The organism is Micromonospora sp. MP36 (genome assembly GCF_008119785.1).
Lineage (GTDB): Bacteria > Actinomycetota > Actinomycetes > Mycobacteriales > Micromonosporaceae > Micromonospora.
Window position 1 is genome coordinate 65,368 of record NZ_VSFA01000030.1, and the last position, 11,798, is coordinate 77,165.

10 protein-coding genes, 1 tRNA gene and 1 pseudogene are annotated in these 11,798 nt (G+C 74.0%); 5 read left to right on the forward strand and 7 right to left on the reverse strand.

Annotation, left to right across the window (positions count from 1 at the left end; translation table 11 throughout):
• Positions 1–26 precede the first annotated feature (26 nt).
• Together FXF52_RS20555 and FXF52_RS20560 are read right to left on the reverse strand one after the other, a co-directional pair.
• Positions 27–1,397: a cystathionine beta-synthase gene (locus tag FXF52_RS20555; RefSeq protein ID WP_148798982.1), complete on the reverse strand. Its 1,371-nt coding sequence runs from the start codon at positions 1,395–1,397 to the stop codon at positions 27–29.
• A 75-nt stretch (positions 1,398–1,472) separates the two neighbouring features.
• On the reverse strand, positions 1,473–1,829 hold the full coding sequence (locus FXF52_RS20560; protein WP_148798985.1) for a YkvA family protein: 357 nt from the start codon (positions 1,827–1,829) through the stop codon (positions 1,473–1,475).
• Between the two features lie 149 nt (positions 1,830–1,978).
• Between FXF52_RS20560 and FXF52_RS20565 the strand changes: the two genes are divergently transcribed.
• The 4 genes from FXF52_RS20565 (at position 1,979) to FXF52_RS20580 (ending at position 6,857) form a co-directional block, all read left to right on the forward strand.
• Entirely contained in the window at positions 1,979–3,025 is a 1,047-nt protein-coding gene (locus FXF52_RS20565) for an SGNH/GDSL hydrolase family protein (RefSeq protein WP_148798988.1), read from the forward strand.
• Between the two features lie 102 nt (positions 3,026–3,127).
• On the forward strand, positions 3,128–3,925 hold the full coding sequence (locus FXF52_RS20570; RefSeq protein WP_148798990.1) for an SGNH/GDSL hydrolase family protein: 798 nt from the start codon (positions 3,128–3,130) through the stop codon (positions 3,923–3,925).
• Between the two features lie 78 nt (positions 3,926–4,003).
• Positions 4,004–5,266 carry an acetyl-CoA C-acetyltransferase gene (locus FXF52_RS20575; RefSeq protein WP_148798992.1) on the forward strand — a complete coding sequence of 421 codons (1,263 nt, stop codon included), beginning with the start codon at positions 4,004–4,006 and terminating at the stop codon, positions 5,264–5,266.
• 34 nt (positions 5,267–5,300) lie between these two features.
• Positions 5,301–6,857: a CYTH and CHAD domain-containing protein gene (locus FXF52_RS20580; RefSeq protein ID WP_148798995.1), complete on the forward strand. Its 1,557-nt coding sequence runs from the start codon at positions 5,301–5,303 to the stop codon at positions 6,855–6,857.
• 47 nt (positions 6,858–6,904) lie between these two features.
• On the opposite strand, the gene FXF52_RS20585 is transcribed toward FXF52_RS20580, so the two are convergent.
• The 4 genes from FXF52_RS20585 to FXF52_RS20600 all read right to left on the reverse strand — a co-directional run bounded on the left by FXF52_RS20585 (position 6,905) and on the right by FXF52_RS20600 (position 9,267).
• Positions 6,905–7,225, reverse strand: coding sequence for a hypothetical protein (locus tag FXF52_RS20585; protein WP_148798996.1), 321 nt, complete (start codon positions 7,223–7,225; stop codon positions 6,905–6,907).
• Between the two features lie 127 nt (positions 7,226–7,352).
• Positions 7,353–8,111 (reverse strand): Bax inhibitor-1/YccA family protein, encoded by a 759-nt coding sequence (locus tag FXF52_RS20590; protein WP_148798999.1) that lies wholly within the window; start codon positions 8,109–8,111, stop codon positions 7,353–7,355.
• A gap of 126 nt (positions 8,112–8,237) precedes the next feature.
• Positions 8,238–9,077, reverse strand: coding sequence for a Bax inhibitor-1/YccA family protein (locus FXF52_RS20595; protein WP_148799001.1), 840 nt, complete (start codon positions 9,075–9,077; stop codon positions 8,238–8,240).
• 106 nt (positions 9,078–9,183) lie between these two features.
• Positions 9,184–9,267, reverse strand: a tRNA-Leu gene (locus tag FXF52_RS20600).
• A gap of 91 nt (positions 9,268–9,358) precedes the next feature.
• Between FXF52_RS20600 and FXF52_RS20605 the strand changes: the two genes are divergently transcribed.
• Positions 9,359–11,203, forward strand: a complete 1,845-nt coding sequence (locus FXF52_RS20605; RefSeq protein ID WP_148799003.1) for a hypothetical protein — start codon at positions 9,359–9,361, stop codon at positions 11,201–11,203.
• A gap of 346 nt (positions 11,204–11,549) precedes the next feature.
• Here FXF52_RS20605 and FXF52_RS20610 read toward each other — a convergent pair.
• Positions 11,550–11,798: pseudogene (locus FXF52_RS20610) on the reverse strand (hypothetical protein); the annotation flags it as partial.

The window sequence follows — 11,798 nt, forward strand, 5'->3', positions numbered from 1 at the left end:
CACGGGAGCGGCCCTCGTCCGTGGACTCAGTGCGCGCCGAGGTGGGCGAGCAGGTCCTGCCGGGTCAGCACACCCTTGGGCTTGCCGTCGACCAGCACCAGCGCGGCGTCGGCCTTCTCCAGCAGCGCGACCGCCTCGCTCACCGGCTGCCCCCCGCCGATCATCGGCAGCGGGTCGGTCATGTGCCGCTCGATCATGTCGTGCAGGTGGGCCTGCCCGGTGAAGAGCGCGTCGAGCAGGTCCTTCTCGGCGATCGAGCCGGCCACCTCACCGGTCACCACCGGCGGCTCCGCCTTGAGCACCGGGAGCTGGGAGACGCCGTACTCCCGCATGTAGTCGATGGCGTCACGGACCGTCTCGGTCGGGTGGACGTGCACCAGCTCGGGCAGCCCGCCCGGCTTGCCGGCGAGCGCGTCGGCCACGGTCGGCTCGGCGCCGGAGTTGTCCAGGAAGCCGTACCGGGCCATCCACCGGTCGTTGAAGATCTTCGACAGGTAGCCCCGGCCGCCGTCCGGCAGCAGCACCACGACCACGTCGTCCGGGCCGGCCTTGCGGGCCACCTCCAGGGCGCCCACCACGGCCATGCCGCAGGAGCCGCCGACCAGCAGCCCCTCCTCGCGGGCCAGCCGCCGGGTCATCTCGAAGGACTCCTTGTCGGAGACCTCGACGATCTCGTCGGCGATGTTCCGGTCGTACGTCTCCGGCCAGAAGTCCTCACCGACGCCCTCTACCAGGTACGGCCGGCCGGTGCCGCCCGAGTAGACCGAGCCCTCCGGGTCCGCCCCGACGACCCGGACCCGCCCCGCGGAGGCCTCCTTCAGGTAGCGGCCGATGCCGGAGATGGTGCCGCCGGTGCCGACGCCCGCGACGAAGTGGGTGATCCGCCCCTCGGTCTGCTGCCAGATCTCCGGGCCGGTGGTCTCGTAGTGCGAGCGGGGGTTCGCCGGATTGCTGTACTGGTTGGGCTTCCACGCGCCGGGGATCTCCCGGGCCAGCCGGTCGGAGACGTTGTAGTAGGAGCGCGGGTCCTCCGGGGCCACCGCGGTCGGGCAGACCACGACCTCGGCGCCGTACGCGCGCAGCACGTCCTGCTTGTCCTGGCTGACCTTGTCCGGGCAGACGAAGACGCACTTGTAGCCCTTGAGCTGGGCCACCAGGGCCAGCCCGACGCCGGTGTTGCCGCTGGTCGGCTCGACGATGGTGCCGCCAGGCTTGAGAATGCCCGCCTTCTCGGCGTCCTCCACCATCTTCAGCGCGATCCGGTCCTTCACCGAACCGCCCGGGTTGACGTACTCCACCTTCGCCAGCACGGTCGCCTGGATGCCCTCGGTGACGTTGCGCAGGCGGACCAGCGGGGTGTTGCCGATCAGCTCGACGACGTTGTCGTAGTACTGCACCTCGTTGTGCCCTTCGTTGCGGCGCCGGCGTCGGCGGCCGAGCAGACGTTCATTCGTCGCCCAGGGTACGTGCCGTCAGGGCACCACATGGCCCGGGATGACGGAGCTGCGACGCGCCTCCCACTCCAGAAATCGCTCGGTCTCGGCGAGCACACTGCCGGCCAGCCAGGTGACCATCACCGCGTCGTCGGCCAGCCCGAACACCGCCAGCGGGATCTCCGGCAGCAGGTCGATCGGCGAGACCACGTACGCCGTGGCCGCGGCCATCAGGGCCAGCCGCAGGCCGCCGTCGTACTCCCCCTTCGCGGTGGCCCGGATCATCCTGGGCAGCGCCGCCAGCCGGGCGCCCAGCGAGGGACCGCCCCGCGTCCCCTTCGCCAGCGCCCGGGCCAGCGCGGCGAAGGCCGCGCTCCGCTTCAACGTCCTGCCCATCTCTCCTCGCCCCTCTCCGCTCGCCCGATCAGGGTGCGACCCCGGCGCAAGAGCGCCGTCCGCCCTCCGGAACAGGTACCCCGAACCGTTCTCTGTCAGCCGCCCGATCGTGGAGAGCAGGTGTCGTAACGGCGCGATAGTGTCGGTTCATGGGGGAAGCTGGCTCCGTCGCACCGGCCGGCTGGCGGCGCGCCCGGCGGATCGCCCGCCTCGTGGCGATCGGCACGGGCGCCACCGTGGCGGCCACCGCCGCCACGGGCGGGGTGCTGCTCGGCCAGGCCCGGCAGGCGCGACGCACCATCCCGATGGCCGAGGCGCCCCCGCCACGCTGCGACGGGGTCTACGGCGCGAAGCTTCCCGGTCCGCCGGTCACCATGGTGATCCTGGGCGACTCCTCGGCCGCCGGCTACGGCGTGCACCGCCGCCGGGAGACACCCGGGGCGCTGCTGGCCACCGGGCTGTCCCGCCGGCTGCACCGGCCGGTCCGGCTGCACCGGTTCGCCGTGGTGGGCGCCCTGTCGGCCGGCCTGAAGCCGCAGGTCGAGTCGGCCCTGGAGGTCGAGCCGGACATCGCGGTCATCCTAATCGGCGGCAACGACGTCACCAACCGCACCTCGCCGGTCGTGGCCGTGCGCTACCTGGTCGACGCGGTCCGCACGCTGCGCGCGGCCGGCTGCGAGGTGGTCGTCGGCACCTGCCCCGACCTCGGAGCCATCCAGCCGATCCAGCCACCGCTGCGCTGGCTTGCCCGCCGGTGGAGCCGCCAGCTCGCCGCGGCCCAGACGGTGGCCGTGGTCGAGGCCGGCGGTCGGACGGTCTCCCTCGGCGACCTGCTCGGTCCCCGGTTCGCCGCCGAGCCGGCCCGGATGTTCGCCTGGGACCGGTTCCATCCGTCCGCCGAGGGGTACGCGGTCGCCGCGGCGGCGATGCTGCCCACCCTGCTCTCCGCGCTCGGCGCCGGTCCGGAACGCCGGCCGCCGCTCCCCGGCCGGGAGGGCGTGCGGTCGCTCCCGGAGGCGGCCCACGAGGCGGCCCGGCACGCGGGCACCGAGGTCAGCGGCACCCAGGTCCGGGGCCGCGACCACGGGCCGGGCGGGCGCTGGGCGCAGCTCCGACGGCGTGCCTTCTTCGGCGTCGGCGCGGTGCCGCACTCCGGTGACCACGCCGAGTCACCGACCCTGGAGGGACTGGCATGAGCAGGCCCGGTGGGGGCATCATCAGGCACAACGCGAGCGTGACATGAGCACGGCTCGCGAGCCGACCGGCCCGTGCGCCGTCGGCCCTGGGGAGGTGTCGTCATGACGGGGCGTAACGAGTTCGTGGTCCGGCTGGGTCGGGCCGCGGCCCTCTCCCTGGTCGCCGGCACGGTGGGTGGAGCCGCGATCCTCGCCGGCCAGGCCATCGCCGCGCGCAACCGCCAGTACGCCCAGCCCGAGCTGAGCCTCGCGCTGCGCGCCACGGTCGGCCGGGCGGACGGGCCGCCGCTGCGGCTGGTGCTGCTCGGCGACTCGTCGGCGCTCGGCGTGGGAGTGGACCGCTTCGAGGAGACCATCGGCGGCCAGCTCGCCCACCTGCTCGGCGAGGGGCCGACCGGCCGGCGGGTGCACCTGTCCAGCGTGGGCGTCTCCGGGTCACGCTCCACCGACCTGGCCACCCAGGTGGCCCGGGCGTTGCTCGGTGAGCGCCCCGACGTGGCCGTGATCCTGATCGGGGCCAACGACGCGACCGCGATGGCCCGCCCCGCCGACGCGGCGGCCTACCTCGGTTCGGCGGTACGCCGGCTGCGCGAGGCGCACGTCGAGGTGGTGGTGGGCACCTGCCCCGACCTCGGCGCGGTCCGCGCGGTCGCGTCCCCGCTGCGACACGTGCTCGCCTGGTCTGGGCGGCGGCTCGCCCGCGCCCAGACAGCGGCGGTGCTGAACGCCGGGGGCAGCGTGGTCGACCTGGGCACCGAGACCGGCCCGGTGTTCCGGGCGGACGCGGGGACGCTCTGCCAGGACGGTTTCCACCCGTCCGCCGACGGCTACCGGGTGTGGGCGCACGCCCTGCTGCCGGCGGTCGAGGCGGCGGCGGCGGTCGCCTCGCGGCACCACTGACCCAGGCCCGCCGGGCGTGACATTTCCCGCCCGGCGGCGAGCTTCCGCCACAAGTTACTCGCGGGTTAACGTTGGCTCATGCCGATTGAGTCGCCCCGCGACGCCGTCATCGTCGCCACCGCCCGGTCCCCCATCGGTCGCGCGTTCAAGGGTTCCCTGCGGGAGGTCCGCCCGGACGACCTGGCCGCCACCATCGTGCAGGCCGCCCTCGACAAGGTTCCCGCGCTGGACCCCACCACGATCGACGATCTCTACCTGGGCTGCGGCCTGCCCGGCGGCGAGCAGGGCTTCAACATGGGCCGGGTGGTCGCCACCCTGCTCGGCCTGGACGGCCTGCCCGGCGCCACGCTGACCCGATACTGCGCCTCCTCGCTGCAGACCACCCGGATGGCCATGCACGCGATCCGGGCGGGCGAGGGCGACGCCTTCATCTCCGCCGGCGTCGAGACCGTCTCCCGCTACGCCCGGGGCAACTCGGACACCCTGCCGCCGGAGGCGCAGGCGCTGGTCGGCGGCGGCTGGGAGAACCCCCGCTTCGCCGCGGCCCGCGAGCGCTCCGCGGCCCGCGCCCAGGGTGGGGCCGAGGTGTGGACCGACCCGCGCGAGGCCGGCCAGCTGCCCGACATCTACCTGGCGATGGGGCAGACCGCGGAGAACCTCGCCCAGGTCTACGACATCACCCGCGAGGACATGGACGCGTTCGGCGTACGCAGCCAGAACCTGGCCGAGAAGGCGATCGCGGACGGCTTCTGGGCCCGCGAGATCACCCCGGTGACCACCCCGGATGGCACGGTGGTCAGCGCCGACGACGGCCCCCGGCCGGGCGTGACCCTGGAGGGCGTCGCCGGCCTGAAGCCGGTCTTCCGCCCGGACGGCCGGATCACCGCCGGCAACTGCTGCCCGCTCAACGACGGCGCGGCCGCCGTGATCGTGATGAGCGCCCAGCGGGCGCGGGACCTCGGCCTCACCCCGCTGGCCCGGATCGTCTCGACCGGCGTCACGGCGCTGTCCCCGGAGATCATGGGCCTCGGCCCGGTCGAGGCGTCGAAGCAGGCGCTCCAGCGGGCCGGCATGACCATCGACGACGTCGACCTGGTCGAGATCAACGAGGCGTTCGCCGCGCAGGTGATCCCGTCGTACCGGCAGCTCGGCATCCCGGAGGAGAAGCTGAACGTGATGGGCGGCGCGATCGCCGTCGGGCACCCGTTCGGCATGACCGGGGCCCGGATCACCGGCACCCTGCTCAACGCCCTGGAGTGGCACGACAAGACCATCGGTCTGGAGACCATGTGCGTCGGCGGTGGTCAGGGCATGGCCATGGTGCTCGAACGGCTGACCTGATTCGGCGGACATCGACCCGGGTACGGGAGGCGCCATGGCGACGGTGGTGGAACGGGAGCGCAAGTACTCCGGGGACGAGGGCTTCCGGCTGCCGGACCTGACCGGGTGCGGTGGCGTCGCGACCACTTCCGACGCCACCGCCCTCGACCTGGACGCGGTCTACCTGGACACCGCCGATCTCCGGCTGGCCCGGGGCGGCTTCGCGCTGCGTCGGCGTACCGGGGGACACGACGCGGGCTGGCACCTCAAGGTCGGGGCCACCGGCGGCCCCCGGACCGAATACCAGTTCCCGGCCGGGCCGGAGGACACTGACCCGCCGGCCGAGCTGGTCGCGCTCTTCCGGGCCGCGTCCCGGGGCCGGCCGGTCGCCCCGGCCGCCCGGATCGTCACCCGCCGCCGGGAAACCCGCCTCCTCGACCCGACCGGCCGGACGCTGGCCGAGGTCGCCGAGGACAGCGTCGAGGCCCACGACCTGGTCGGTGGCGAGCGGCAGGCGTGGCACGAGATCGAGGTCGAGCTGGTCGACGGCGACGAGGCCCTGCTCGACGCGGTGGACGCGCGGCTGCGCGCGGCCGGGGCCTGGCCCGTACCCGTCTCCAAGTCGCAGCGGGCCCTCGCCAGCCGGCTCGCCGCCGCCCGGCCGGCGCCCGCCGACCCGGGCGCGGCGCCCGTGCTCGACTACGCCACCGCCCAGCGCGACGCCCTGATCGGCAACCATCCGGGCGCCCGCAGCGGCGACGAGGACGCCGTGCACGACATGCGGGTCGCCGTCCGCCGGCTCCGCTCCACCCTGCGTACGTTCCGGGGCCTGTGGGACCGGCGGGCGAGCGAGTGGCTGCGCGGCGAGCTGCGCTGGCTGGCCGGGCATCTCGGGCCGGTCCGGGACACCCAGGTGATGGCCGCCCGGCTCGCCGACGCCGTCCGCGCGGAACCGGACGAGCTGGTGCTCGGGCCGGTCGCGGCGCGACTCGCCGAGCGGTTCGCCGCCGACCTGGCCACCGCCCTCGACGACCTGCGCACGGCGCTCGACTCCGACCGGTACACCGAGCTGCTGCGCCGGCTGGACGCGCTCCTCGAGGGGCCGACCACCCGGACGGTGGACGCCCGCTGGGTGGCCCGCCGGGTCCGCCGCGCGGTGACCCGGGCGGACGAGCGCCTGGACCGGGCGCTGGCCGCCGGGACCGGCGCGGTGCCGGAACGTGCCGTCGACCGCTCCGGACGAGACGCGGGGCCCGACCACCCCGGCGGGACCGACAACATCGCGCTGCACGAGGCGCGCAAGGCGGCCAAGGCGGCCCGGTACGCGGTCGAGGTGCGCGAGCCGGCCGCCGGGCAGCCCGCCAGCCGGCTGGTGGCGCGACTCAAGGAGCTGCAGGACCTGCTCGGCGCGCACCAGGACTCGACGGTCACCCGCGAGGTGCTCCGCCGGCAGGCGCTGCGGGCGTACGCCAACGGCGAACACACCTTCACGTACGGACTCCTGCACGCCCGGCAGGCCGCGGCGGCCGACCGCGAACTGCCGGGTCTGGTCCGGGCGCGGGACCGGGCCCGGCGGCGGAAGGTACGGCGCTGGCTGAAACGGGCCGGCTGACGGCTGGGGCGACAGCGCCGGAGCGGGTGCCCGGCTGGCCGGCGCGGCTACAGCGCCGAGCGGGTCCCGGCCACCGCGGTCACGGCCTCGGCCAGCACCGGCTCCGGCGGAGCGGCCGCCACCAGGTCGGCCGCGACCACCCGCAGCTGGTCGGGCAGGACCAGGTCGTTGCCGAGGCGCGGCACCTCCCGGCGCGGCTCGCCCTCGGCGTCCGCCGCCAGGTTGGCGATCTCCTGCACCAGCTTGTGCACCAGGTCGGCCCGCGACACGTTGCCGCCCGCCGCCACCGCCGACCAGCGCGGCTGCTGCCAGTGCCCGACCTGCCGGACCAGCAGCTCCACCGCCCGCTCCAGTTCCGCTGCGCTCATCGCGGCCGAGTCTACGACGGCTCCAGGTCGCGGCGCGGCGGCAGACCGGCCTTCATTCGGCCGGAGCGCCGCCTATCGGCGCGGAGGCCGAATTATGGCCGCCAGCCGAGCTGGAGTCGTCGTACGGTCAGCGCCGGGCGTAGCTGAGCAGGCGGAGGATCTGCCAGTAGAGGAAGATCAGCCCGACCAGCAGCCCGAACGCGCAGAACCAGGCGTAGCGGCGGGGCAGGCCGGCCCGGACCGACCGCTCGACCAGGTCGAAGTCGAGGATGAAACTGAACGCCCCGGCGATGATCGCCACCACCGAGAAGACCCACGGCAGCCAGCCGACCTGGCCGGTGAGGTTGTAGGCCTCCAGGGCCTGCCGCCCGGTGACCAGGTACGCGACGAGGTTGACCAGGCCGAGCGCCACGATCCCGAGCAGCGTCCCAACGACCAGCCGGGCCAGCCGCGGCGTGGCCCGGACCACCCGGGCCCGGTAGAGCAGCGCCATGCCGAGGAAGACGCCGAACGTGCCGATCACCGCCTGCGCCACGATCCCCGGATACACCATCTCGAACGCCCGGCTCGCCACCCCGAGCAGCAGCCCCTGCAGCACCGCGTACGCGGCGATGAGCGGCGGGCTGGTGATCTGCCGGAGCGAGATGACCAGCACCAGCGCCAGGCTGGCCAGGGAACTGCCGACCAGCGCCGCCGAGACCCACACCGCCGGCGGTACGACCACCCAGGCGGCGACCGCCGTGACGCCGGTGAGCAGCAGCAGGCCGACGGTGCGGCTGACCACGTCGACCACGGTCATCGTCTCGGCGGCCCCGACGCCGAGCACCTGGCGCTCGGTCCGGCCGACGTCGTCAAGTCGGGTCAGCACCGGGTTGGCACTCCGCACCGCGACCTCCTCGCCGACGTACCCCGCTCCCACTCTGCCCCCGGTCATCCGGCGGCGGCGGGAAAACGACGACGCCCGCCGCCGCGGTCGCGGCAGGCGGGCGTCGCAAGTCGGGCGGCGGGACGGTCAGTCGTCGCCCTGGAAGTAGCTGAGCAGGCGCAGCACCTCCAGGTAGAGCCAGACCAGGCCGACCACGATGCCGAACGCGGCGGTCCAGGCGTAACGCTGCGGCAGCCCCATCCGCACGCCGTCCTCGATCTGGGCGAAGTTGAGCACGAAGCTCAGCGAGGCGACCACGATGCAGACCAGGCTGAAGCCGATGCCCAGCGGGCCGCTGTCGCGCAGGCCGGTGTTCACGCCGAAGAGCGCGAGCACCAGGTTGATCAGCATGACCGCGAAGAGGCCACCGATGACCGCGATCATGATCCGGGTGAACTTCGGGGTGGCCCGGATGACCCGCGCCTTGTAGAGCGCCGCCATCAGGAAGAAGACACCGAAGGTCGCCACCACGGCCTGGAGCACGATGCCGTTGTAGAGCGACTCGAACGCCTTGCTGACCATGCCGACGAAGACGCCCTCGACGATCGAGTACGCCACCACCAACGCCGGGTTGGCCATCCGGGAGAACGAGATGATCATGCCGAGCACCAGACCGACGAGCGCGGCACCGATCCAGGCGACGCCGACCAGGGCGTCCGGCACGAGCACCCAGGCCGCGGCGGCGGAGACGCCGAGGAGGCCGAGCAGCATGACCGTCTTGACGACGACGTCGTCCAGGGTCATCGGGGTCACGGTGGGCGGAGCCGCCGGGTAGCCGTAACCGGGGGTCGGGTACTGCTGCGGGTGCGGCTGGTACTGCTGCGGATATCCGGGCTGACCGTACGGCCCGGGCTGGGCGTACCCGGCCGCCCGCTCACGCTCGGCCGCCTGGCCGAGCCGGGCGAGCACCGGGTTCGAGGTCTTCACTTCTCAGGCCTCCCTCAGGGGGTCGATGCACGTGAACGTGCCTCTCCAGGGTAAACGTGGCACGCACCCGCGCACCGGGAGTGAAGCTGTGGGAAAGCTGAGAGTCTGGTGCCCGGGGCGGGGCTCGAACCCGCACGCCTTGCGGCAGCCGCTTTTAAGGCGGCCGTGTCTGCCGTTCCACCACCCGGGCGGGTGACACCGGCGCGCCGACACGCGGCGGTGCAGGTTCTCACCGTAGCCGTTGCGGCGCCGCCTGGCGTACCCCGCGGGGCGCCGCCGTTATGGTCGAGGCCGTGACCAGCGCCGCGCGCACCGCCCCCGGGCCCGACCGCGACCAGGCGGTCCACCTCGATCCGGCGGTCCCCCGCCCGGCCCGGGCGGCCCGCCTGCTGGCCGTCCTGCTCCGGCATCGCGCGGACCTGCTCGCCGGACTGCTCTTCGCCCTGCTCGCCGGTTGGCTCACCCACGGGCTGTGGCCGACCCCAGGGCAGCGCGTACTCGCGCTCAATCCGGCGGACCAGACCCTCTACGAGTGGTTCCTGGCCGTCGACTCGCGCGCCTGGCTGGGCGACTTCAGCCTGCTGACCGACCGGCTCAACGCCCCCGACGGGGTCAACCTGATGGCCAACACCACGGTCATCGCGCTCGGCGTGCTGTTCGCCCCGGTCACCTGGGCGTTCGGGGCGCCGGTCACCTTCGCCCTGCTGGCCGCCGGCAATCTGGCCGGCACGGCGGTCGCCTGGTACCTGCTCTTCACCCGGACGCTGCGGGCCCGCCGGCTCGCCGCGGGGCTCGGCGCCGCGCTCTGCGGCTTCGGCCCGGGCATGGTCTCGCAGAGCAACGGGCACCTGCACATGACCGCTCAGTGGCTGGTCCCGGTGATCGTCTGGCTGGTCGTCCGGCTGCTCCGGGCCGCCGACCCGGCCGGCCGCCCGGCCGGGCCGGACCGACGGCGGCTGGCCAGCTCGGCGGTCGGGCTGGCCACGGCGGTCACCGCCCAGCTCTTCGTCGGCGAGGAGGTGCTCTTCCTCACCGCGGTCACCCTGGCGATGATGGCGCTGGCGTACGGGCTGACCGATCGGGCCCTACTGCGCCGGGCGCTGCCAGAATTCGGCGGGGGGCTGATGATCGCCGCCGGTCTCGCGCTGCTCGTGCTGGCGTACCCGTTGTGGTACCAGTTCGCCGGGCCGCAGGGCGTCGCCGACGGCATGTTCAGCCCGGACTACTTCTCCGCCGACCTCACCGGTTGGACGACCTTCTCCCCACAGTCGGTGCTGGGCAACGCCACCGCGGCCCGGCTGACCACCGGCCCGGCGGAGTACAACACCTTCCTCGGCTGGCCGCTGCTGCTGGTCACCGCCGCCTGCGCGGTCTGGCTGGGCCGGCGCCCGCTGGTCGTCGCCTGCGTCGCCGGCGGGCTGGTCATGGCAGCGCTGTCCCTCGGCTCCCAGGTGATCATCGCCGGTGAGCGGACCGGGCTGCCCGCCCCGTACGCCCTGCTGGCCGGGGTGCCGGTGGTGGACGGCGCGCTGCCGACCCGGTTCGCCCTGGCGGTGCTGCCGCTGGCCGGGACGGTGCTGACCCTCGCCGTGGACCGGGCGCTGGCGGCACCCGGCCGGGCCCGGCAGCTGGTGCCGCTGGCCGTCGGCGCGGCCCTGCTCAGCGTCTTCCCCACCCCGCTGCCGACCACCGACCGGCCGGCGCTGCCCGAGTTCGTCACCGCCGGCCACTGGCGGCAGTGCGTACGCCCCGGCGAGGTGCTGGTCCCGGTGCCCACGGCCACCCCGACGGACCCGTGGCCGATGCGCTGGGCCACTGCCACGAACGCGGCGTTCGGCATGCCGGAGGGCTTCTTCATCGGCCCGTACGGCCCGGACGGCTCGGCGACCATGGGCACCTACAAGCGCCCCACCTCGGCCCTGCTGGCCGACGTCGCGAAACGGGGAGTGCCCGCCGCGATCGGCTACCAGCAGCGCCGGCAGGCAGCGCGCGACATCCGCTTCTGGGGCGCGTCGTGCGTGGCACTGACCGACGACGCGCCGCACGCGGAGTCGCTGCGCCAGACGCTGGAGCAGCTCTTCGGGCCGGGCACCCGGGTCGCTGATGCCTGGACCTGGCGGTTCTGACGGGTCTGGTTGCTGTTGCGGCTCCGGTTGCGCTTTGTGGGCTGCGTCCCTGTCGGTCTCTGGTTGCGCTTGTGGGCTGGGGGCGAGGGTGACCGGCTCCGGGCGGTCAGGCTTGATCCCTGCGCCGGTCACCCCCGCCCCCAGCCCCGTCGCGGTCCTGGCCCGCCCGCCGGTCACGGTTCTTCCTCCGGTACGAACCCGCGCCGTTTCCCGATCTTGGACAGGTACCGATCGCTGCGGACGGTAACTGCTCAAGATCTCTGGAGACGGCGCTGGCCGGCACCCCTTGGTAGGGGTGCCGGCCAGCGGCTTGTGCGTGTTCTTCAATTGTCAGCTGTTGCTTGGGTCAGCTGTTCCAGTACTGGGCGACCAGGTCGGCGGCCTGCTGTTCCCACTGGGCGTAGGCGTCCGGGTAGGCCGACACCTGCACCGTCTGCGCCGCCTGGGTCAGCGGCATGTCCTGCCAGCCGTCGATCTGCTTGAGGCCCTTCTCGAACGCCAGGGTCGCGTACTCGGGGTTGGTGATCTGCTCCGGCGTGCCCCAACCACTGGAGGGGCGCTGCTGGAACAGGCCCAGCGAGTCGTGATCATTGGC

What these genes read in the sequence shown, in the direction of transcription:
- FXF52_RS20560 (WP_148798985.1), bottom strand. Translation starts at nt 1,829, where the DNA reads ATGGGCAGGACGTTGAAGCGGAGCGCGGCCTTCGCCGCGCTGGCCCGG.
- FXF52_RS20565 (WP_148798988.1), top strand. Translation starts at nt 1,979, where the DNA reads ATGGGGGAAGCTGGCTCCGTCGCACCGGCCGGCTGGCGGCGCGCCCGG.
- FXF52_RS20570 (WP_148798990.1), top strand. Translation starts at nt 3,128, where the DNA reads ATGACGGGGCGTAACGAGTTCGTGGTCCGGCTGGGTCGGGCCGCGGCC.
- FXF52_RS20575 (WP_148798992.1), top strand. Translation starts at nt 4,004, where the DNA reads ATGCCGATTGAGTCGCCCCGCGACGCCGTCATCGTCGCCACCGCCCGG.
- FXF52_RS20580 (WP_148798995.1), top strand. Translation starts at nt 5,301, where the DNA reads ATGGCGACGGTGGTGGAACGGGAGCGCAAGTACTCCGGGGACGAGGGC.
- FXF52_RS20585 (WP_148798996.1), bottom strand. Translation starts at nt 7,225, where the DNA reads ATGAGCGCAGCGGAACTGGAGCGGGCGGTGGAGCTGCTGGTCCGGCAG.
- FXF52_RS20605 (WP_148799003.1), top strand. Translation starts at nt 9,359, where the DNA reads ATGGTCGAGGCCGTGACCAGCGCCGCGCGCACCGCCCCCGGGCCCGAC.